26 protein-coding genes are annotated in these 22,017 nt (G+C 32.2%); 16 read left to right on the forward strand and 10 right to left on the reverse strand.

Annotation, left to right across the window (positions count from 1 at the left end; all coding sequences use genetic code 11):
• Positions 1–49 precede the first annotated feature (49 nt).
• The 5 genes from HNP35_RS07195 to HNP35_RS07215 form a co-directional block, all read right to left on the reverse strand.
• Positions 50–829, reverse strand: a complete 780-nt coding sequence (locus HNP35_RS07195) for an O-methyltransferase (RefSeq protein WP_184159861.1) — start codon at positions 827–829, stop codon at positions 50–52.
• A gap of 21 nt (positions 830–850) precedes the next feature.
• Positions 851–1,324: an FKBP-type peptidyl-prolyl cis-trans isomerase gene (locus tag HNP35_RS07200; protein ID WP_184159863.1), complete on the reverse strand. Its 474-nt coding sequence runs from the start codon at positions 1,322–1,324 to the stop codon at positions 851–853.
• A gap of 99 nt (positions 1,325–1,423) precedes the next feature.
• A complete protein-coding gene (locus tag HNP35_RS07205) occupies positions 1,424–1,789 on the reverse strand; it encodes a four helix bundle protein (protein WP_184159865.1) in 366 nt (121 codons plus the stop codon).
• A 96-nt stretch (positions 1,790–1,885) separates the two neighbouring features.
• A complete protein-coding gene (locus HNP35_RS07210; RefSeq protein ID WP_184159867.1) occupies positions 1,886–3,748 on the reverse strand; it encodes an ABC-F family ATP-binding cassette domain-containing protein in 1,863 nt (620 codons plus the stop codon).
• A 49-nt stretch (positions 3,749–3,797) separates the two neighbouring features.
• Positions 3,798–4,763, reverse strand: coding sequence for a T9SS C-terminal target domain-containing protein (locus HNP35_RS07215; RefSeq protein WP_184159869.1), 966 nt, complete (start codon positions 4,761–4,763; stop codon positions 3,798–3,800).
• Positions 4,764–4,908: 145 nt separating this feature from the next.
• On the opposite strand from HNP35_RS07215, the gene HNP35_RS07220 reads away from it, so the two are divergent.
• On the forward strand, positions 4,909–6,327 hold the full coding sequence (locus HNP35_RS07220) for an undecaprenyl-phosphate glucose phosphotransferase (RefSeq protein ID WP_184159871.1): 1,419 nt from the start codon (positions 4,909–4,911) through the stop codon (positions 6,325–6,327).
• A gap of 5 nt (positions 6,328–6,332) precedes the next feature.
• On the opposite strand, the gene HNP35_RS07225 is transcribed toward HNP35_RS07220, so the two are convergent.
• The gene (locus HNP35_RS07225; RefSeq protein WP_184159872.1) at positions 6,333–7,070 is read right to left on the reverse strand and encodes a tyrosine-protein phosphatase; all 738 of its coding nucleotides are present in this window, start codon (positions 7,068–7,070) and stop codon (positions 6,333–6,335) included.
• A 112-nt stretch (positions 7,071–7,182) separates the two neighbouring features.
• Between HNP35_RS07225 and HNP35_RS07230 the strand changes: the two genes are divergently transcribed.
• On the forward strand, positions 7,183–8,373 hold the full coding sequence (locus tag HNP35_RS07230) for a DUF5009 domain-containing protein (RefSeq protein ID WP_184159874.1): 1,191 nt from the start codon (positions 7,183–7,185) through the stop codon (positions 8,371–8,373).
• 214 nt (positions 8,374–8,587) lie between these two features.
• Here the strand turns inward: HNP35_RS07230 and HNP35_RS07235 are convergent, their stop codons facing one another.
• Positions 8,588–9,148: a hypothetical protein gene (locus HNP35_RS07235; RefSeq protein ID WP_246453390.1), complete on the reverse strand. Its 561-nt coding sequence runs from the start codon at positions 9,146–9,148 to the stop codon at positions 8,588–8,590.
• A 143-nt stretch (positions 9,149–9,291) separates the two neighbouring features.
• Here HNP35_RS07235 and HNP35_RS07240 point away from each other — a divergent pair, with 143 nt between their 5' ends.
• The 12 genes from HNP35_RS07240 to HNP35_RS07295 all read left to right on the forward strand — a co-directional run bounded on the left by HNP35_RS07240 (position 9,292) and on the right by HNP35_RS07295 (position 18,627).
• A complete protein-coding gene (locus HNP35_RS07240; protein WP_221433432.1) occupies positions 9,292–10,476 on the forward strand; it encodes a BamA/TamA family outer membrane protein in 1,185 nt (394 codons plus the stop codon).
• Between the two features lie 32 nt (positions 10,477–10,508).
• The gene (locus HNP35_RS07245) at positions 10,509–11,672 is read left to right on the forward strand and encodes a glycosyltransferase family 2 protein (RefSeq protein WP_184159876.1); all 1,164 of its coding nucleotides are present in this window, start codon (positions 10,509–10,511) and stop codon (positions 11,670–11,672) included.
• A gap of 84 nt (positions 11,673–11,756) precedes the next feature.
• Positions 11,757–13,115, forward strand: coding sequence for a dihydrolipoamide acetyltransferase family protein (locus tag HNP35_RS07250; RefSeq protein ID WP_184159878.1), 1,359 nt, complete (start codon positions 11,757–11,759; stop codon positions 13,113–13,115).
• 220 nt (positions 13,116–13,335) lie between these two features.
• A complete protein-coding gene (locus HNP35_RS07255; protein WP_184159880.1) occupies positions 13,336–14,106 on the forward strand; it encodes a 3'-5' exonuclease in 771 nt (256 codons plus the stop codon).
• Between the two features lie 94 nt (positions 14,107–14,200).
• Complete coding sequence (locus HNP35_RS07260) at positions 14,201–14,812, forward strand: fumarylacetoacetate hydrolase family protein (RefSeq protein WP_091492172.1); 612 nt, start codon at positions 14,201–14,203, stop codon at positions 14,810–14,812.
• On the forward strand, positions 14,812–15,156 hold the full coding sequence (locus HNP35_RS07265) for an Hpt domain-containing protein (RefSeq protein ID WP_184159882.1): 345 nt from the start codon (positions 14,812–14,814) through the stop codon (positions 15,154–15,156). The genes HNP35_RS07260 and HNP35_RS07265 overlap by 1 nt, the downstream gene beginning before the upstream one ends.
• Positions 15,157–15,311: 155 nt before the next feature.
• On the forward strand, positions 15,312–16,565 hold the full coding sequence (locus HNP35_RS07270) for a CinA family nicotinamide mononucleotide deamidase-related protein (protein ID WP_184159884.1): 1,254 nt from the start codon (positions 15,312–15,314) through the stop codon (positions 16,563–16,565).
• 71 nt (positions 16,566–16,636) lie between these two features.
• Positions 16,637–16,873 carry a 50S ribosomal protein L28 gene (gene rpmB, locus HNP35_RS07275; protein WP_008468080.1) on the forward strand — a complete coding sequence of 79 codons (237 nt, stop codon included), beginning with the start codon at positions 16,637–16,639 and terminating at the stop codon, positions 16,871–16,873.
• 27 nt (positions 16,874–16,900) lie between these two features.
• Entirely contained in the window at positions 16,901–17,083 is a 183-nt protein-coding gene (gene rpmG / locus HNP35_RS07280; protein WP_008253902.1) for a 50S ribosomal protein L33, read from the forward strand.
• A 77-nt stretch (positions 17,084–17,160) separates the two neighbouring features.
• Complete coding sequence (locus HNP35_RS07285; protein ID WP_070261881.1) at positions 17,161–17,313, forward strand: DUF4295 domain-containing protein; 153 nt, start codon at positions 17,161–17,163, stop codon at positions 17,311–17,313.
• 189 nt (positions 17,314–17,502) lie between these two features.
• Complete coding sequence (gene ftsY / locus HNP35_RS07290; protein WP_184159886.1) at positions 17,503–18,456, forward strand: signal recognition particle-docking protein FtsY; 954 nt, start codon at positions 17,503–17,505, stop codon at positions 18,454–18,456.
• 6 nt (positions 18,457–18,462) lie between these two features.
• Complete coding sequence (locus tag HNP35_RS07295; protein WP_184159888.1) at positions 18,463–18,627, forward strand: hypothetical protein; 165 nt, start codon at positions 18,463–18,465, stop codon at positions 18,625–18,627.
• Positions 18,628–18,701: 74 nt separating this feature from the next.
• On the opposite strand, the gene HNP35_RS07300 is transcribed toward HNP35_RS07295, so the two are convergent.
• Together HNP35_RS07300 and HNP35_RS07305 are read right to left on the reverse strand one after the other, a co-directional pair.
• Positions 18,702–19,772, reverse strand: coding sequence for a serine hydrolase domain-containing protein (locus HNP35_RS07300; protein WP_184159890.1), 1,071 nt, complete (start codon positions 19,770–19,772; stop codon positions 18,702–18,704).
• Positions 19,773–19,859: 87 nt separating this feature from the next.
• Positions 19,860–20,390: a hypothetical protein gene (locus tag HNP35_RS07305; protein ID WP_184159892.1), complete on the reverse strand. Its 531-nt coding sequence runs from the start codon at positions 20,388–20,390 to the stop codon at positions 19,860–19,862.
• 315 nt (positions 20,391–20,705) lie between these two features.
• Between HNP35_RS07305 and HNP35_RS07310 the strand changes: the two genes are divergently transcribed.
• On the forward strand, positions 20,706–21,146 hold the full coding sequence (locus tag HNP35_RS07310; protein ID WP_184159894.1) for a lipocalin family protein: 441 nt from the start codon (positions 20,706–20,708) through the stop codon (positions 21,144–21,146).
• Positions 21,127–21,423: a DUF721 domain-containing protein gene (locus HNP35_RS07315; RefSeq protein ID WP_184159896.1), complete on the forward strand. Its 297-nt coding sequence runs from the start codon at positions 21,127–21,129 to the stop codon at positions 21,421–21,423. The genes HNP35_RS07310 and HNP35_RS07315 overlap by 20 nt, the downstream gene beginning before the upstream one ends.
• Before the next feature lie 150 nt (positions 21,424–21,573).
• Here HNP35_RS07315 and HNP35_RS07320 read toward each other — a convergent pair whose 3' ends face one another.
• The gene (locus tag HNP35_RS07320) at positions 21,574–21,993 is read right to left on the reverse strand and encodes a nucleoside-diphosphate kinase (protein WP_012026941.1); all 420 of its coding nucleotides are present in this window, start codon (positions 21,991–21,993) and stop codon (positions 21,574–21,576) included.
• Between the last annotated feature and the right edge of the window lie 24 nt (positions 21,994–22,017).

The raw sequence follows: 22,017 nt of genomic DNA on the forward strand, positions 1-22,017 counted from the left end.
TGAATTAGTAATAAAAAAGACAATCAGAAATGATTGTCTTTTTTTTGTTTTATGCTCTTATTATAAAATGTTCTTTTTCTTGCTCGCGCCTGAAGAATACAAATCCCCATTGAAAAGTGTCAATCGTAACTTTTACTTTAGGATGGTTTTTAATGATTTCCCAAGCTTCTTCCATTTCTTTTGACCAATGAATATCGTCGAAAATCCAAACAGAATCGTTGTTAATTGTCGATAATAAAAGTTCAAAATAAGCTAAAGTTGCTTTTTTTGAATGATTACCATCAAAATATATTAGATTGTAGATTGTAGCTTGTAGATTTTCTGAAATTAAAAATGATTCAAATTCTGAAATTACATTTTCTACGTTTTTACAATCAAATTGATTTAATTGATTTTTTGCAATGCCAGCTGTATTTGGGCAACCTTCAAGTGTAATTACTTTAGCTTTCGGATTTCCTAAAGCTAAAGCTGAAGTTGCTAATCCTAGAGATGTTCCAATTTCTAAAATATTTTCTGGCTGAAAATAATTCGTTACACGAAACAATAATTCTGCTCGTTTTGGAGAAATTCCAGCTGTTTGAGCAATTTTAGAAATCTGTCTTCGGTTCGATTTAAAAACTCTTGAACCAGCTCCAAAATCGGTTACTTCGATAAAATTCTTATTCTTTAAAAGTGACTTTCTGTAATTTTCAAGAATGCGATATTCAGGTTTTCTTTTCTTATCGTAGAAGCATTTCGTTAATAAATTAAAAACGAAAGGCGAATGAACGGCGTGTTCATTTTTAGAATTCCAAAGGAACTTTAGATAAGATTTTATTTGAAAAAGCATTTAAAAATTTGCAATAAGTGATTAGTTTACTTTAATCAATTTTACATCAAAAATAAGTACAGAACCTCCAGGAATTCCACTTCTGTCATAACTTCCATATCCCAAATGAGCAGGAATCAAAAGCGTTCCGCTGCCGCCTTCTTTAAATAACGGAATTCCTTCTGTCCAACCTTGAATCACTTGCGTTAGAGGGAAAGTAATTCCGGCGCTGCTACTTTGGTCAAACGTTTTTCCACTTGTGAAAGAACCTGTATAAGCTACAGTAACAGATGAAGTAGATGTTGGCTGTTTTCCAGTTCCAGGCTCATTAATAATGTAATACAAACCAGAATCTGTTCTTTGTGCAGTTAAATTGTTTTTGGCAATGTAATCTTTGATTTCTTGTTCGTTTTGTTCTCTGTAATCTTTTGCTGGTTCTGGTGCTGAATCTTTGTCCGAACTTACACAAGAAACAAATAACGTTAAACTAAATAATGCGGCTAATAATTTTTTCATTGTGGTATTTTATTTTTTTAATGTTGGTAAATATAGGGAAATTAGTTTTTAGTCGCAGTCACAGTGACAGTTTTCAGTTTGTTGGAATCTTTAAAAGTTTTAGCTGCATCCAAACTTACTAGGATTATTTATCATATAATTTATTAATCTTCCTATTTCAAGATTTTTTAGATGTAAGTTTTCAAATGTCTCTTTGCTGATGTATTTGCATTCCATTGAAAATTCAAGCCAAGTAAATGTTTCTGAATTTTCAGCGTCACTATCAGTTAACTTACTCACAAAATGATTTGGATATCTTCTTTTTCTATAAGATTCAGCGATATTTGCTGAAACACTTCTAGAAGATCTTCTTATTTGATCTGTTAATGAATATTTTTCTTCTACAGGAAAAGTTTTTGATAATTCGAAAATTTCCATCGCAAGCTCAAAAGATTTCTTGTATGCCAGTAATTCTTTAAAATCCATATATTATTTTTTTTGCAAGAATAATAAAAAAGAAAGAAAAAGTTTACTTTTAAAGAAAAAAACTGAAAACTGTCACTGTGACTGAAAACTAAAAAATTACCCTTCAAGTTTAGCCGAAAGTTCAAACCAACGTTCTTCTTTGGCATCTATTTTATTGATTATATTTTGAAGTTCGTTTGCTTTCTTTTCAATATCGGCGTCTGCGACTTTTCCGTCAGAGAATAGTTGTTCGATTTTAGTTTTTTCGATTTCTAAATCTTTAATTTCTCTTTCGATTTTCTGATATTCTTTTTGTTCGTTAAAGCTTAGATTTCCTGTTGGATTATTTTGTTTCCAGTCTTTCTTTTCGGCTTTATTTTCTTCTTTTTGAGTAACATCGGCGCTGTCTTCATAAGCTCTAAAATCAGAATAATTTCCTGGGAAGTTTTCAATTTCGCCTTCTCCTCTAAAAACAAATAAATGATCGACAATTTTATCCATGAAGTAACGGTCGTGTGAAACAACCAATAAACAGCCTGGATAATCTAAAAGGAAACTTTCTAAAACATTAAGTGTTACAATATCCAAATCGTTTGTTGGCTCATCGAGAATCAAAAAGTTCGGATTCTGAATTAAAACCGTACACAGATACAAACGTTTTAATTCGCCACCGCTCAATTTTTCTACATAATCGTATTGTTTTTTGGCATCAAAAAGAAAACGCTCTAATAGTTGTGAAGCCGAAATAATTTTTCCTTTTGCCAACGGAATATATTCTCCATACTCCTTAATAATATCAATAACACGCTGTCCTGGTTTTGGGTTAATTCCAGATTGCGTGTAATAACCAACTTTTATAGTATCACCTTTTACAACGCGGCCACTGTCTGGCGGAATTGTTCCTGTCAAAAGATTTAAGAAAGTCGATTTTCCTGTTCCGTTTTTACCAATAATTCCAATTCGTTCTCCACGTTGAAAATCGAAACTGAAATTGTCAAGAATAACTTTGTCTTTAAATTTTTTAGAAAGTTTATGAAGCTCAATAATTTTGCTTCCCATTCTTTCCATATTAATTTCGAGCTCAACTTTGTTTTCTTTACGTCGGCTTTGTGCTTTTTCTTTAATAATGTAGAAATCATCCTGACGTGATTTAGATTTGGTTGTTCTCGCTTTTGGCTGGCGGCGCATCCATTCTAATTCTTTTACAAAAAGGTTTTTAGCTTTGTCAATACTCGCATTTTCAGAAGTAATTCTTTCTTCTTTTTTCTGTAAATAGTAAGAATAATTTCCTTTGTATTGGTATAATTTTCCATTGTCTAATTCGACAATTTCGTTACAAACACGCTCCAAAAAGAAACGGTCGTGCGTAACCATAAACAAGGTAATATTTTCTTTGGCAAAATAACTTTCCAACCATTCGATCATTTCCAAATCTAAATGGTTAGTTGGCTCATCCAAAATCAATAAATCTGGACGGTTGATTAAGATTATTGCCAATGAAAGACGTTTTTTCTGTCCTCCAGAAAGATTTTTTACTTTAAGTTTAAAATCTTCTAATTTCAGTTTGAATAAGATTTGTTTGTATTGTGTTTCAAAATCCCAAGCATTATGCTGATCCATTGCATCAAAAGCTTTTTGATATGCTTCTTCATCATTTGGGTTTTCAAGCGCTTTTTCGTAAGCTTCAATAACTTTTAAAGTTTCGTTATCCGAAGCGAAAATGCTTTCTTCAATTGTCAATTCATCCTGCAGATTGTTATCTTGAGAAAGAAAAGCCATTCTGATTCCTTTTCTCAAAACAACTTGCCCAGTATCTGGTTCGTCCAAACCATTAATAATACTCATAATAGTTGTTTTTCCAGAACCGTTTTTAGCAATAAAAGCGATTTTTTGATCTTTGTTGATTCCAAAAGAAATGTTGTCAAAAAGGACTCTTTCGCCAAATGACTTCGATATATTTTCTACAGATAAATAATTCACAAGAATAAAATTTTTTGCAAAAGTAAACTATTATCTTACGATTTGCGAATTATTTATGGAGATACAAATCGAGTGCTGGAGCTAAATCAAAATAATGAATCTGCTGTAAAACATTAATTATAGGTTTGCGAATAAGCGCTTCATTTGTCAAAAAATAATGTAATCCATCTTTAGTTGCAATTCCTTCAAGTTGGTGAAAAGGAAGTTTTAAATCGATTCTTCTCTTGTTTCCAGATAAAAAATCATCATTTTTAAAATCATAAAGAAGATAAATAAACGGTTTTCCGAGTTTGGTATAGCCACACAAAGTAATCAAATGTTTATCTTCTAAAAATGTCGCGCCAGTAACCAAACCTTTGGTGTCGAGTGTAGCTTTTAATGTGGCAATTTGATTTCCTACTTGATTGGGCAAAGTGTAAATTGAAGTTTTAGAAGATTTCCATTGTTTGGTAAATAAATATATGCTGTCTTTTAAAATGATAAAAGCCTCACAGTCAAAATCGGTTTTGTTGGGTTTTGAAGCAGATAAATCTTTTTGGTCAGCATAAGTAAAATTGATTGTTTCGATTTTGGGCTTTTCTTCTAAAAATGATTTCTTTTCAATTTTAAATATTTTTAAATCAGATCGGTTTCCTGAATAATTATTGCCAAAATCACCAATATAAATATGCGAACTGTCTTGTGCAATTTCTTCCCAATCGTTATTTATGATGTCGTTAAGAATGATTTTTCTTTTGATTTTTCCCAAAGAATCCAATCCGTAAATGGTTTGATCGTGATCATCATTATGTGTCCAGAATAAATTTTCGAAAGCGATTAATCCAGAGGTTTCTTTTATAGAATCGTTTAAGCGAATGGAATATTCTGGTTTTAGTTTTAAGTTTTTATAACTGCAACTTCCGTCATTAATTGTAGCATCAGAATTGTAATTTTCAGCCTTTGGATCGGTGCAGCCAGAAATTTGCGCATTGACAGCCGTTGTTATGGTGAGAAAGAAGAAAAAGAATTTTAGCATGATTGCAATATTAAATTTGCATACCTTAAAAGTAAAGTTTTAAATAATAGAATAAAAATAGTATTAAAAAATATAATTTAAATGTTACTTTGCAACACTAAAAACACCATTGTTTTCTATTCTTTAGAATAAAGTCAAACCCAGAATGAAGATTTTACAGAAACTGTCGCATTACCGAATCTCACGTTACTTCAAACTTTTGTTTGTTATAGTCGATGTGATACTACTTAATTTAGCAACGGTACTTTCTTCATTGGCAAGATTTGGAAGTCTAAATAAATTGCTGACAAAAGAAGAGCAGACTATTTCGCTTTTGGCAATTTTTGTCTGGATTGTTTTATTGTTTCAAAATGATTCGAACAGAAGTATTCGCGTTGAGCCAATTGAATCTATTTTATGGAGAACGATAAAAAAGATTTCTATTCATGCCGCTTTAATTTCTGTTTCAGTGGTTTATTTAAAATATGCTGATATTTCAAGACTTCGAATGGTGTATTTTTATTTGATCTTTTTCGGATTGTTGATGATTACGAGGTATTTATCGATGAAGCTTCTAAAATACATTCGAAGTAAAGGCTATAATTTTAAGACCTTTATTATTGTTGGTGCTAATGAAAGCGGCGAAAAAATCCGAAAAGTGTTAGCAAAAGATCTAACTTATGGATATAAATTTTTAGGCTTTTTTGACGAAAAACAAAGTCAGACGTCAGTTGATTCTGCAATGATTAAGGGTTCTTTTGAAAACGTAAAAAAGTTTTCGATTGACAACAAAATAGACGAAATGTACGTTGCATTACATATTGATAATATTGAGGTAATTAATGAATTGATTGAAATTTGCGAACAGAATATGATTCGTATCAAATTTATTCCGGATTTCCAGCTCTACACAAAAGCAAGCAAAGTTGAAGTAAGCTTTTATGAAAATACACCTGTACTAATGTTTCGAACAGAACCTATGGAATACGCTTCTAACAGGGTTCTGAAAAAAATCTTTGATGTTTGTTTTTCAGGTTTAGTTATTTTGCTGATTTTTCCTTGGCTTTTTCCTATAATTATGATTATCATTAAATTAGAATCTCCTGGTCCTGTTTTTTTTAAACAAGAAAGAGCGGGAAGAGATAATCATTCTTTTATGTGTTTGAAATTTAGAAGTATGCACGTAAATGTCTTAGCTGACAATAAACAAGCCGAAAAAGGAGATAGCCGAATTACTAAATTTGGAGCCTTTATCCGTAAAACAAGTATAGACGAACTTCCTCAGTTTTTCAATGTTTTTTGGGGCGATATGTCGGTAGTTGGGCCAAGACCGCACATGGTTAATTTGGCTAAAGAATATAGTGATTTAATCAGCAATTATTTAGTTCGCCAGTACGCAAAGCCTGGAATTACGGGTTGGGCGCAAGTAAACGGCTTTAGAGGTGAAACGAAAGTATTAAGTGATATGGAAAATCGTGTAGAATATGATATTTGGTATATCGAAAACTGGAGTTTTCTGCTCGATATAAAAATTGTAATAAAAACGGTAATCAATATTATTAAAGGCGAAGAAAATGCCTATTAGTCAATTCAATATCTAAAAAACTCATTATTAGAAATAATCTCTTTTAGAGCATCAATATTGTCAATTTTTACTTTTTTATCAAATGCTCTAATGTGGTTTTTGTGATGAACATCAGTTCCGCAAAAATCATACATTCCTTTCTTTAAAAGCTCATCGGCTGTATTGGCAATCTTTGAACCATAATATTCTACAGTCGCAAGCAGATTTAATTGAAAAAGACATCCCGCATCTTTCAGTTTTTTGTACTCATCAAATTTTTTATGAAAAAAAGTATAACGCTCAGGATGTGCCAAAACTGGAATGTAACCTGCAACTTGCAATTCGAAAATCGTTTTGTATAGCGTTAAAGGTGCATTGAGATAAGACATTTCAACCAGAATGTAATTATCTTTTAAAGTTAAAAGCTTTCCTTCTTTTAAGTGTTCCGTAAACCAATCGTCTATAAAATATTCAGCAGCAGATTGAATTGGTGTTTGAATATTGTTTTCTGAGAATGCGTTTTGTGTCTCTTCGAGTTTAGATTTTATAATTTCTGGAGAATTATTCCAAACATAATGATTAATGTGCGGTGTAGTAATAATTTGAGAAATGCCAATTTTTTCTAGAGATCTTGCAAGTTCAATAGAATTGGAAATAGTTTGAGCTCCGTCATCAATTCCTGGTAAAACGTGAGAATGGATATCTACAAAACTTCCGTCTAATAGATCCTTTAAGATAGGTTTAGATTTGAAAAAAGATAGCATTGGGGCAAAACTTTATAACTCAATTTTATAGACTACAAAATTAATGTAGAAATTCTAATTAGCCGTTTTAGAATTATGTTATATTTGATTTTTAGTAAAACTGTAAAAAATTATGAAAATAAAAGAGAATTTGTTCAATCAGAGAATTATTTCTATTGATGCTTTACGTGGAATTACCATTTTTGTAATGATTTTTGTAAATGAGTTGGCAAGTATTCAAAACGTTCCTCAATGGATGAAACACATGCCAGCAGATGCAGATGCAATGACTTTTGTCGATTTAGTTTTTCCTGCTTTTTTATTTATTGTCGGAATGTCCGTTCCGTTTGCATTTAATGCCAGATTACTAAAAGGAGACAGTACCAAAACTATTTGGACTCACACTTTAAAAAGAGCTTTGGCTCTTATAATCATTGGTGTTTTTATGGTCAATGCCGAATATGGTTATGATGCTACAAAAATGATAATTGCACCAGCTTTCTGGGGACTTTTAGCCTATACAATGCCAATTCCGATTTGGAATAAATACCCTAAAGATTTTCCTCTTTGGCTTAAAAATGTGTTGCAATACGGAGGAATCGTAGTTCTTGTAACACTTTACTTTCTATATATTCAGGATACTGGAGAAAGGGGAATGACTCCAAAATGGTGGGGAATTCTCGGTTTAATTGGTTGGGCGTATCTTTTTACGGTTATCTATTATTGGCTCGTTTCTGGAAATTTATGGGCAATGATTGGTTTTTTGGTTTTCTGCGTTGCTATGAATTCTCTAAACTTGACTGAAAATTCTTTTGTTCAAAATACTTCATGGCTGAGTTTTATTGCTGGTCATCTTACGCATGGCGCTTTGGTTTCAGCCGGAATTGTAATTTCACTGCTCTTCTTTGACCGAAAGATTGAAAATAAAATCAACTGGCCTGTAATTGCTTTTATCATATTGTTTTTTGCCGTTGGATTTGGTTTAAGACCTTTATTCGGAATTTCAAAAATTCAAGGAACTCCATCTTGGACAATGATTTCAGCGGGAATTTGTACTATTCTGTTTTACTTTTTGTATTGGCTTATGGAAGTTAAAAAACAAACCAAATGGAGTGAATTTTTTATGCCCGCAGCGGCAAATCCGCTTTTGATATATATTTTGCCGGGAGTAATTTATTATTTCTGCAAAATGCTTAATTTTCATATTATTCCAGGATATTTCAGAGTAGGTGTTCCAGGAATTATTTGGTCTTTGGTTTTTTCTACCATTATGCTTTTTGTAATGAAAATTTTAAACAAGTATAAGATTCAGTTGCATTTATAGTTTTATTAAAACGATTTTTTTAACGCAAAGGGCGCAAAGGATTTTTCGCAAAGTACGCTAAGAATTTGAGCGGAATATTTAAAAATATAAAAGTTCGCAAAGCTTTATTTACATAATGCTTTGCGAACTTCGCAGTTTGTAAAACTCACTTAAGAAAAAACTTTTGCGCCCTTTGCGAAAAATCCTTTGCGCTCTTTGCGTTAAAATTAAAATATCAATCTATAATTACAGACTTAATCTTCAATACAGATCCAGAAACTGGATTATAATTCACAAAATTGAATTTGCATAAATTGTGAATATTCAGAAGTTTTCCATCAGCGAGTTCATCTTGTTTAAAGTTTGACCAAGGAATTTTTATCGTTTTAAATTGATTTGGAGAAGCAGGCAAACTAATTCTCGGATGCGAGCCGCCATGCACGCATCCAGTTCCTTCAGAATTTCCTTCTCTCGCTTGCAGTTTTATAATTTGTGTTGATTGATAAGTGATTTCTACAAATTTCGATTCATTAGAAAGATTGGTCGGAATTCCATCATTGGTTTCAGATGAAGTAATCATCACATTAAGTTCAATTTCACCTTTCGGGTTGTCTTTTGCGGTTATCGTAATTATTCCTTTTTTTAAGCGAACATCATTTATTGTTTCTTCACTTTCCTTTGATGGACCAGCGATAAACCATTTGTTAGATTGTACAAGATTTTCTTTTTTTTCTTGGGCATTTGCCGAAAAGCTAACAAAACAAACAACTAAAAAACAGATAAATAATTGACGCATATTACTTTTTAAAATCAGATAATTAGAAACTCAAATGTACTTTTTTTAGCCTTTTAAAAATCTTTTTTATTCACTTAAAATTTTAAGTATAATTCTTAATTAAAATTTTAAATTTGTAAGAGTCGGTTTTTAAAATATTGTGAATGAATAGTTTAAAAAGTCTATGTATTTTCGGTGTTTTATTAATAAGTTCGTTTTGCACAGCTCAGAACGATAGTACAGCTGTGGGGAATCGAGATATCTTAGATGTTATTCATAAAATTTTTGATAAGAATGATACCATTAAAAAAGATCATCAAAAAAAGTTAGCATTTTCTTTACTTCCAGTTCCTGTCGACGTCAATTCCAGTACGGGTTTAGTGGTTTCCTTTTTAACTACATTTTATTTAGACGAAGATCACGAAAACACCAAAATGTCTCAGATTACCTTTTCGCCTTATTTTAGTTTTACCAAACAATATGTTTTTCCAATACAATCTTATGTTTATACAAGTGAGAACAAATGGAATTTTATTGGAGATTATCGCTATATGATTTATCCACAGGATACTTACGGATTAGGCGAACATGATTCTAAAGAAAAAATGTCAACACTCGATTATCAACAATGGCGTTTTTATCAATTTGTAACCAGAAAAATTGTTGGGAATTATAGGTTAGGAATGGGTTTCCTCTTAGATAATTATCAAAATATTTCGGAGCAATCTTATGTAGACGAGGAAACTGATTATGATCAATATATGAACGGAGATTACACAGATGAAACTTCATTCGGATTTGCGATTCAGGGTTTGTATGATTCACGGGAAAATATCATCAATCCAAAACAAGGATTATATGTTGAGGCCGATTTGCGTATTAATACCAGTGGAGTAGAAGGTGATAAGTGGCAATCGTTATATATAGACGCCAGAAAATATCATTCTTTCAGTAAGACCAAACATAGAGTTTGGGCTTCGAGAGCTTTTTATTGGTCTACTTTTGGAGGAAAACCGCATTATTTAGATTTGCCAAGTATTGGCTGGGATCGTGACGGAAAAACAGGACGCGGTTTTACCAAAAACAGATATCGAAGTAATGCCTTAATTTATTTTGAAACCGAATACAGAACAGATATCAGTCGAAATGGCTTTTTTGGAGCCGTGTTTTTTACCAATATTTCATCAGTTTCAAAACTGGACACTTATGAATTTAAGAAATGGAATCCTGCTGTTGGAACCGGAATTCGCATAAAATGGAACAAACGTAACGGCAGTAATCTGGCGCTAGATTACGGAATTAGTAAAAACGACTGGTCACTTCGCTTGGGGTTATCAGAAAATTTCTAACTTTCGGCCAAAATCTACAAGATCAATTATTCATGCAGTTATCGATTATTATTCTCAACTATAATGTAAGTTATTTTCTGGAACAATGCGTTTTAAGTGTTCAGGAAGCAATCACAACAATCGATGCAGAGATAATTGTGGTAGATAATAATTCATCAGATGACAGTGTTTTGATGATGAAAGAGAAATTTCCAGACGTAAAACTGATTGAAAACAAAGAGAATTTTGGTTTTCCAAAAGGAAATAATATAGGTTTTCGTGAAGCGAAAGGAAAGTACATCTGTATTTTAAATCCCGATACCGTTGTTGCCGAAGATACATTTACTAAAATTCTGGCTTTCGCCGAAAGGCAAAACAATCTCGGAATTATCGGCTGTAGACTAATTGACGGAACTGGAGAATTTCTTCCCGAAAGTAAAAGAGGAATTCCAACGCCTTGGGTCGCTTTTACAAAGATTTTTAGTTTGTATAAAATCTTTCCCAAAACAAAACTTTTCAATCAATATTATGCTCAGCATTTAAATGAAAACGAAACCGGAAAAGTTGATATTCTGGTTGGTGCTTTTATGTTTTTAGAAAAAAAACTATACGAAGATTTAAATGGTTTTGACGAAAACTGTTTTATGTACGCAGATGATATCGACTTGTCTTATCGTGCTTTACTATTACAAAAGACTAATTTTTATTTTCATGAAACAACAGTTTTACATTACAAAGGAGAAAGTACAGTAAAAGATGAAATGTACATGAAACGTTTTCAGGAAGCTATGAATTTCTTTTATCAGAAGCATTTTAAGAAATCTTGGTTTTTTAGCCTTTTTATACAAATTGGTACTTTTTTGTTTTCTATTGCGAAAATGTTTCAAGGAAAACCAAAGGATAATCCATTGCTGGAAAGCTATTTTTTATGCTCCGAAAATGAGAATTTCACTAAAAAACTGGCTTCGATTTTGGAAAATAAAGTTGGTTTTTTAGAATTCAAAGAGGAAAAAATGGTAAATTCGTGCCTTGTTTTAAAGGGTAAAAAGACAGAGATCATTTTGGATAATCACTATATTTCATTCAAAAAATGTATCGAAATCATAGAAACTCTTAAAGATAAGAAGGTTACTTTTAAAATATTTCCCAAAAAAACGGGTTTTATTATTGGAAGTAATTCCAGAAATGACAGAGGGCAAATTATAAAAATTGAGTAAAAAATTATATTAAGTGTAATTTATGTTTAAAATATTCATTAATTTCGCAATCTGAAAATCAAAAACATCTTTTAGATTAACAATATGGCAAGATTTGAATTAAAGCTTCCGAAAATGGGAGAAAGTGTCGCTGAAGCAACCATTACAAACTGGTTGAAAGAAGTTGGAGACAAAATTGAAGCTGATGAAGCTGTACTCGAAATTGCAACCGATAAAGTTGATAGCGAAGTGCCTAGCGAAGTATCAGGAATTTTAGTTGAGCAGTTGTTTGGAAAAGATGATTTGGTGCAGGTAGGACAGACTATTGCTATTATTGAAACTGAAGGCGGAGATGCGCCAGTTGTAGAAGCGGATAAAGTTGAAGAAACCGTTGCTCCTGCCGAAGCTACTGAAATTGAAAATTCAATCGAAGAAATAAAAGAGACGGTTGCTGTTTCTCAAGATTTTTCAGGTTCAGAAAAATTCTTTTCTCCATTAGTAAAAAATATTGCAAAAGAAGAAGGCGTTTCTTTGAGTGAATTAGAAAATTTATCTGGTTCAGGAAAAGACGGACGCGTGACTAAAGAAGATATTTTAAAATATATAGAAGACCGTAAATCTGGGGTTGTACAAGCTCCAAAAGCGGTTGAGGAAACTCCGAAAGTAGTTGCAGAAACGCCAAAAACTGAAGCGCCTAAAGCAGTTGAGCCAGTTGCTCAAAAAAGCCAACAGGCAGTTCCGGTTTCTGTAAATGGAGCTGACGAAATTGTCGAAATGGACAGAATGCGTAAACTGATTTCAGGATACATGACAGCTTCAGTTCAGACTTCGGCTCACGTTCAATCTTTTATAGAAGTTGATGTAACGAACATTGTAAAATGGAGAGATAAAGTAAAAACTGCTTTCGAAAAAAGAGAAGGTGAGAAGTTGACTTTTACGCCAATTATGATGGAAGCAGTTGCAAAAGCTTTGAAAGATTTTCCAGGAATGAACATTTCTGTTGATGGCGATTATATCATCAAAAAGAAAAATATCAATTTAGGAATGGCGGCGGCGTTACCAAACGGAAATTTAATTGTTCCTGTAATTAAAAATGCAGATCAGTTGAATTTGGTTGGAATGGCAAAAGCGGTTAACGATTTAGGAAATCGTGCAAAAGCTGGAAAATTAAAGCCAGACGATACGCAAGGCGGAACTTATACAGTAACAAACGTAGGTACTTTTGGAAGTGTCTTTGGAACTCCGATTATCAATCAGCCTCAAGTGGGTATTTTAGCTCTTGGAGCAATTCGTAAAGTTCCTGCGGTAATAGAAACTCCTGAGGGGGATTTTATTGGAATTCGTCAGAAAATGTTCTTGTCTCACTCTTATGATCATAGAGTAGTAGATGGAGCTTTAGGAGGAAGTTTTGTGAAAAGAGTAGCAGAATATTTAGAAGCTTTTGATGTGGATAGAGATTTCTAAATCGATTATAAAAAATTTTTCAAATCCGATTAGTGTAATACTGATCGGATTTTTTTATGTTTTGTAAGAAAAGCGTTAGATGGTAATGCCTGAAGAGGTTATTGTTGTATTTCTTAAAAGTTAAAATCGTTAAATGAAAGCTTTTTTCGACAAAAAAAATGAGAATAAAGGAGGATATTCGGCTTTAAAAATTACATTTGTAAACTTATAAAAATTAGAAATGGAATTAAAACTTAACAAACCAATTTGCTTTTTTGATCTCGAAACAACGGGAATTGATATCGGTAAAGATAGAATCGTAGAAATTTCAATATTCAAAGTTTTTCCTAACGGAAACAAAGAAAGTAAAACCTGGCTGGTTAATCCAACAATTCCAATTCCTCCGCAAACTACTGCAGTTCATGGCATAACTGATGAAAAAGTAGCAAATGAACCAACGTTTACTGAACTTGCTCCTCATATTCATAATATGATTAAAGATAGTGATTTGGGCGGTTTCAACTCAGATCGTTTTGATATTCCGCTTTTGGCAGAAGAATTGCTTCGTGCGGGAGTTGATTTTGATATGAAAAATAAAGTTTCTGTAGATGTGCAGACCATTTTTCATAAAATGGAAGAGCGTACTTTAAGTGCGGCTTTGAAATTTTACTGTGGAAAAACCCTTGATAATGCACACTCTGCAGAAGCTGATACAATGGCGACTTACGAAATTCTGAAAGCGCAATTAGATCGTTATCCTGAATTAGAAAACGATATGAAATCGTTGTCTGAATTTACAACCCGTAAAAAAATCGCAGATTTTGCTGGAATGATTGCTTTTGATAAAGATGACGAAGAAATTTTTACTTTTGGAAAACATAAAGGTGCTAAAGTGGAAAAAGTTTTAGAATCAGAGCCAGGTTATTTCAGCTGGATTCAAAATGCTGATTTTCCTTTGTATACCAAAAAAGTTTTGACAGCAATTAAATTAAGAAAATTAAATACGAAGTAAGTTATCAGTCGCAGTCTCAGTTTTCAGTTTTGACTGAGACTATTTCTGTATTTAGATAACTGCGACTGAAAACTGTGACTGAAAACTAAAAAGAATGAAAATCATTTGTGTCGGCAGGAATTATGCCAATCATATAGAAGAACTAAAGAACGAACGTCCGAGCGAGCCGGTAGTTTTTATGAAACCTGATTCTGCGGTTTTGTTGAAACAGCATCCGTTTGTTATTCCGGAGTTTTCTGAAGATGTTCATCATGAAATAGAAATTATTGTAAAGATTAATAAAGTCGGAAAGTATATCGAACCTAAATTTGCTCATAAGTATTATGATGAAATAAGTGTCGGAATCGATTTTACAGCTAGAGATTTACAAAGTAAGCTGAAAGAAAAAGGTCTTCCATGGGAAAAAGCTAAGGCATTTGACGGTTCTGCGGTAATTGGTGATTTTTTGCCAAAAACTAACTTTGTTTCTATGGAAAATCTTAATTTTGAATTGAAAACAAATGGCGAAACGGTTCAAAAAGGAAATTCTGAGATGATGCTTTGGAAGATTGATGAATTAATTTCGCACGTATCTCAGTTTTTTACATTAAAAATTGGAGATATTATTTTTACAGGAACGCCTGCTGGGGTTTCTGCTGTAAAACCAAATGATGTTTTAGAAGGCTTTTTAGAAGATAAAAAATTATTCAGAATACAAGTAAAATAATGGCTTTAAAGTACAACCTTTCGAAAGTGTATGCACTTTCAGATAACGATCCTGAATTTGTAAATCAGATTTTAACTTTATTTGTTACAGAAGTTCCGGAAGATTTAAAACAAATCAAAGAAGGAATTAAGAAAAAGGATCATAAATATGCTTATTCTTATGCGCACAAAATAAAGCCTACTTTGGATTTAATGGGGTTAAATGTAGCCTTTGAGGAAATTCTTCAAGTGGAAGCCTGGACAAAAGCTGAGGGCAAGAAAAAAGATATTATTGAAACTTTTAAGAGTATCAAAATACAAGTTAAAGAGGCAATTAAAGAGATAAAAAAAGACTTTGATTTATAAAATATAATTAAAACCCAATTCTTGTATTGAGAAAGAATTGGGTTTTGTTTTCTAATTTTGAAAAGCTACTGTTTCTGTAAAATAAGATTCAAGTGCTGAATTTTCTTCCTTTATAATAACCTGCTCAAGTCGGGTAAAATTTTCCTTAAATAAATATGAAAGCAGCAATCATAACAATTGGAGATGAAATTCTAATTGGTCAAATCGTAGATACAAATTCAGCTTTTATTGCTAAATCTTTAGATAGAATTGGAGTTGAGGTGGCAGAAATGCTGTCAATAAGCGATGACAAAAAACATATTTTAGATACTTTTTCCAATCTCCAAAATAAGGTTGACGTTGTAATAGTTACTGGTGGATTAGGTCCAACTAAAGATGATGTGACAAAAAAAACGTTCTGTGAATATTTTGACGATGAATTAGTTGTAAATCCAGAAGTTTTGGCGCATGTAACGCAATTAATTGAAGGTTTTTATAAAAGACCTATTTCTCAGTTGAATAAAGATCAGGCTTTGGTTCCTTCAACGTGTACTGTTTTGTATAACAAAGTTGGGACAGCACCAGGGATGTGGATGAAAAAAGAAAATACTGTTTTTATTTCGCTTCCGGGTGTTCCGTATGAAATGAAATATTTAGTAGAAGAAGAAATAATTCCGAAAATAGTTCGAGAATATAAACGCCCTTATATTATTCATAAAACCATTTTGACTTATGGTCAAGGAGAAAGTTTAGTGGCAGAACGTATAGAGCAATGGGAAAATAATCTTCCTGACTTTATAAAGCTAGCCTATCTGCCAAATCCTGGAAGAGTTCGTCTTCGTTTGACTGCTCGAGGAACTAATAAAGAAGAATTAGAAGAAGCTATAGAGAGCAATGTGCAATCATTGGATGCGATAATTCATGATATTATTGTAGGTTATGAAGAAAATGAAACAATTGAAACTGTAATTGGTAAATTACTTTCTAAACAAAATAAAACGATCTCAACGGCAGAAAGTTGTACAGGAGGAAGAATTGCGTCGCTTTTATCTGCTGTACCAGGATCATCTAGTTATTTTAAAGGAAGTGTTGTTTCTTATGCAACCGAAGCAAAAGTAAATGTACTTGGTGTTTCTCAAAGTTTAATTGGTCAATTTTCGGTAGTAAGTGCTGAAGTTGCATCTGCTATGGCTTTGAATGTGAAAAACTTACTTAAAACTGACTATGCATTAGCAACGACGGGTAATGCTGGTCCGTCAAAAGGCGATTCTGATGCCGAAATTGGTGCTGTTTTTATTGCTTTAGCAACGCCTAATGATGTAATTGTTGAAGAATTTAACTTCGGACAACCGCGTGAAAAAGTGATAGATAGGGCATCAGTTAAGAGTTTGGAAATACTGCAGAAAGAAATTTTAAAAATTGTGCAATAATTTTTTGCTACAATGGTTTATTTTTCTTTTCTTTGCACCCTGATTTTGAATAACGATAAAAGATAAGTATAATGTCAAGAGTTTGTGACCTTACAGGTAAAAGAGCGATGGTAGGAAATAACGTTTCTCACGCTATGAACAAAACTAAGAGAAAGTTTTCTGTAAACTTAGTTAAAAAGCGTTTTTATCTTCCAGAAGAAGATAGATGGATTACTCTTAGAGTAGCAGCATCTACGATAAAAACAATTAATAAAAATGGAATCACTGCAGTTTTGAAAAAAGCGCAGTCAGAAGGATTTATCAAATAATCTTTTCCTAAATAAATATATAGCAAGATGGCAAAGAAAGGTAATAGAATCCAAGTAATTTTAGAATGTACTGAGCACAAAACTTCTGGTGTTCCAGGAACTTCTAGATATATTACAACTAAGAACAAAAAAAATACTCCAGATAGATTAGAGATTAAAAAATTTAATCCAATCTTAAAAAGAGTAACTGTTCACAAAGAAATTAAGTAATAATTAGAGATTTTTATAAATCTCAAATGGTTTAGCCATTTCGAGTTTTATGGAAAACTTCAAATAACATTTGAATCATGGCAAAGAAAACCGTAGCATCGTTACAAACAGCTTCTAAGAGATTGTCAAAAGCCATTAAAATGGTAAAATCTCCTAAAACTGGTGCATATACATTCGTAGAATCTATTATGGCTCCTGAAGAAGTTGATGAATTCTTGAAAAAGAAATAATTACAATTACATTATATAGAAAAGCTACTTTCATTTCGGAAGTAGCTTTTTTATTACCTATATTTGTCTAAAAATTTAAAGAATCGTAACAATTGACCTTTTTTTGAAAAACAATTGCGCTTTCTTTAAAGATTTGGATTTCTTGTATGAAAATCAAGAAATCTAATAAATCTAAATAATCTACAAAAAATGAGTTTTTTTAAAAAATTATTCTCTACCGAAAAAAAAGAGACTTTAGACAAAGGTCTTGAAAAAACGAAAACTACTTTTTTCTCGAAGTTAAGCAAAGCGGTTGCCGGAAAATCTAAAGTTGATGACGATGTTTTAGATGATCTGGAAGAGGTTCTTGTGGCTTCGGATGTTGGTGTAAATACAACTTTGAAAATCATTTCAAGAATCGAAAAGCGAGTTGCTGAAGATAAATACCTAGGAACAGAAGAGTTAAATCAAATTCTCCGTGATGAAATTGGTGCTTTATTATCCGAAACAAATACAGGTGAAGCAACAGAATTTGAAATTCCGAAAGATAAAAAACCTTACGTTTTAATGGTTGTTGGAGTAAATGGAGTAGGGAAAACAACAACAATTGGTAAATTAGCTTATCAGTTTAAAAAAGCTGGACATAAAGTAGTTTTGGGAGCGGCAGATACATTTCGTGCTGCGGCTATAGACCAATTGCAAGTTTGGGCAGATCGTGTTAATGTGCCGATTGTTAGGCAGCAAATGGGAAGCGATCCTGCTTCTGTAGCATTTGATACTTTACAATCTGCTGTTGCTCAAGATGCTGATGTTGTTATTATTGATACAGCTGGACGTCTTCATAATAAAATTAATTTAATGAATGAGTTGACAAAAGTAAAACGTGTGATGCAAAAGGTAGTTGCCGATGCTCCTCACGATGTGCTTTTGGTTTTGGACGGTTCTACAGGTCAAAATGCTTTTGAACAAGCGAAACAATTTACAGCAGCAACAGAAGTGACTTCATTGGCTGTAACTAAATTAGATGGAACTGCAAAAGGGGGAGTTGTAATTGGTATTTCTGACCAATTTCAGATTCCGGTTAAATATATAGGTGTTGGTGAAGGAATTGAAGATCTACAGGTTTTTAATAAATATGAATTCGTTGACAGTTTTTTTAAATAATTTATAATGAAAAATATATCAGCTTTAACATTTTATTTTGCTAGTGTAATATCTTTTGTTCTGGCAAATGTTTTAAAGGATAAGAATCTTTCAGTATATTATATTTTATTGGTAGCTGGAATCATTTTGTTCTTTTTAGGAGTTCTTAAAAGAATTCGAACTAATAAATAATTACATAGTTTGAAAATAAATGGAGTTCAGAAAAACTAGATTTATAGTAAATCTAGTTTTTCTGAACTCCATTTTTATTGATATAAAGCATTAATTTTCTCCCACAAAGTTTTATCAAAATCGGATAAGGCAAGATTTACATTATCAGCAGCATCTCCCATTCTAATTACCACCATTTTTTTACTCGGAATTACATAAATCTTCTGGTCATTTTTTCCTAAAGCCATAAACATATCGCTTGGTCCTGTTGGAATCACGCTTCCTTGAAAGTTAAGCTGTGATTGTGGCAAATGATAGCTTGCTTTTCCGTTTAACCACCATAAATAGCCATATCCTAAATTGATATTTTGCGAAGTTGAGGTTGCTTCATTAAAGAAAGTTTCGTTTAAAATGGTTGTGTTTTCCCATTTTCCTTTATTTAGCATTAACAATCCGAAGCGAGCCATGCTTCTTGTTGTACTTGTATAAACGCTATTAACGCCAAGTTGAACCCAATTGCCGTCCATTCCGATTTTGTCTCTTAATTTGGTGTTGAAATAGTTTTCCCAAGTCTGTTTACTAGCTTTTGCTACAACATCTTGAAGTTTTACATATACATTATGGTAAGCCCATCTGGTTCCAGCATCAGCTTTGTAGATTAAGTCTTCTGGGTCTACGTTATCTGTAGTATCATCGAGACCGGATGTCATCGTTAAAAGATGTTTGCAGGTTATAAGGTTTTCTTTGGCAAGAGTTTCACTTGTCCATCCTGTTCCAATATAATCAGACACTTTACTATTGATGTTTAAAAGTCCTTCTTGCTGTGCAATTCCAGTAAGAGTAGACGTTAATGTTTTTCCTGCACTGGCCCAGTACCAGTTTGTTGTTGCAGTATGTTTGTTAAAATAATTTTCTAACACAATTCGGCCATTAACTAAAATTATAAAAGATTTAGAATTTTTGAGTTCTAAATAATCTAAAAGAGGTTGGACGGCGTTTTGATTCCATTTTAAATCAGAAATTGATTTTGTTTCCCAGCTCGTTCCTGTCAAAGGAGGGAAATACATGGTTTCATCAGGAATTGGAGTCGGATCTGTTTCAGATGAGTCTTTACTGCAGGCTATAAAAAATAGCGCTAATAAGATTGTGCAAATTGATTTGGTCATGTTTTTTGTTTTTGGTTTGGGGTTTGACCAAAAATATACAAAAAAGTTTAATCGGCTAACAAACTTATTTTTAGGTTTATAAAAAGATTATAGTGCAGTTTTATCTTTCTGCAATTTCCATTTTGTACCGTCATTATAGACAATATAATAAACAGTAACATGAATAATTTTATCTGCATCTGTTGAGAAATCTTCCCAAATTTCAGATTTAGTCTGCCCGGGTTTTATTAAGTCTATTATGTTGCCTTTAAAATTTCCTTCGCCATAAAAATAATTTCCACTTGCAGGTTCTTCAAAGGCATTTAGACAAAACCAGTTTAGTTTTATTGCTTTAATCGATTTGGAACTTAGATTTTTATAGGTTATTTTAATGTCTTTATGGTGAGAATAGCTGTTTTTTAAGAGGGTAGCGTTTAAAATTTTTATGGGAAATTCTTCTGATTTTGGAATTTTTGAGGTGATTTTTTTTGTTAGAAGCGTATCAGTTTGAATTCCTTTGCTTTCGTCTTCTATTGAATATTTTTCGGAATTAATTTGGGCTTTTTTTTCTTGTTTAGATTGGTCGCATTTTGAAAATAGAAATAGTGTGCTAAAAACTAGAAGTGCTATTTTTTTCATTTTTTAGTTGAAAATGGGAATTTTAGATTTTTTTAATTCAATTTGCCACTATGGTAATTGTGCTATAAAAATCTCGATCTTTTAAAAAGATAATTGCCTATGGAAGTTATTATGCTGTTAAAATAAGGTGTTTCTTGTTTTTTTTATTCTTGAGGATTTTGTTTTTTTAGAATGAAATAATCAATGCAAAATATTTCTTTTGATGATTATAAGGTTATCTTTGTAGTCCGAGAAAAATTTCTACATAAGGTAACAGATGGCATATTTTACACCAGATTGAGGAGGTAAACAATTGCTTAAAAATACGCACGATTTATGAAAAACACTTTTATGATTTTGGTTTTGTCGCTTTTACTTGTGAGCTGTAAACAAGAAATTAAGCCTGATGATATTAAAAAACTAAACGGCTATTGGGAAATCGAAAAAGTGGTTTTTGAAAAAGGAGAAGAGAAAGAGTATAAAATGAATGAGACTTTTGATTTTTTTCAAATTAAAGACAACAAGGGTGTTCGAACGAAAGTGATGCCACAATTTGATGGGACATTTTTGACAACAGATACTTTTGAAAATGTTTCAGTTCGATTTAAAGATGAACAGGTTTTTTTAGATTATAAAACAGATTATGCAAAATGGAGTGAAGAAATTGTTTCAATTTCTGATGAAAAGTTGGTAACTAGAAATCAGCAAAAAATTGAATATCATTATAAAAAAGCAGCACCAATAAATCTTTTAAACGATGGCGAAAAGACTAAATAACGAATCTACTATTAGCGCAGTTTTACAACAAATTATTCAAGTGAATAAGCTACAGCCAGGAATGGATCAAATTGATGTGCGTGATGCTTGGAAAAATCTTATGGGAAGTGGTGTTAATACCTACACGAAAAATGTAGTTTTAAAAGGAAGTACACTTTATGTTGAATTAGGTTCTGCAGTTTTACGCGAAGAATTGAGCCACGGAAAGTCAAAAATCGTTAAAATGATTAATGAAGAATTAGGACGAGAAGTTATTAAAGATGTAGTGCTTCGCTGATTTTAGATTTTAGATTTTAGATTTTAGATTTTAGATTTTAGATTTTAGATTTTTCGATATAAAAAAAATCCATTTCAATTGAAATGGATTTTTTTATTTGTGATCATTAAGTTCAACAATCTGAAATCTTAACTCTACAATCTAAAATTATTAGAATTGCTCTCTTCCTGCAAAGTGGAATGCGCTCTCGATAGCAGCGTTTTCGTCGCTATCAGATCCGTGAACAGCATTTTCTCCGATAGAAGTAGCATATGCTTTACGAATAGTTCCTTCAGCAGCTTCTGCTGGGTTTGTAGCTCCAATTAAAGTTCTGAAATCTTCTACTGCGTTATCTTTCTCTAAAATAGCAGCAACAATTGGTCCACGAGACATGAATTCAACTAATTCTCCGTAGAAAGGTCTTTCTGCGTGAACTGCGTAGAATGCTTTTGCATCTGCTACAGTTAATTGAGTTAATTTTAATGAAACGATTTTGAAACCACCATTAGTAATCATTGCTAAGATGTTCCCGATGTGTCCGTTTGCAACAGCATCTGGTTTAATCATTGTAAAAGTTCTATTTGTTGCCATTTTGTATTTTATTAAATTTTGTGC

This window comes from Flavobacterium notoginsengisoli, assembly GCF_014207905.1.
In the GTDB taxonomy this organism is placed as follows: Bacteria; Bacteroidota; Bacteroidia; order Flavobacteriales; family Flavobacteriaceae; genus Flavobacterium; species Flavobacterium notoginsengisoli_A.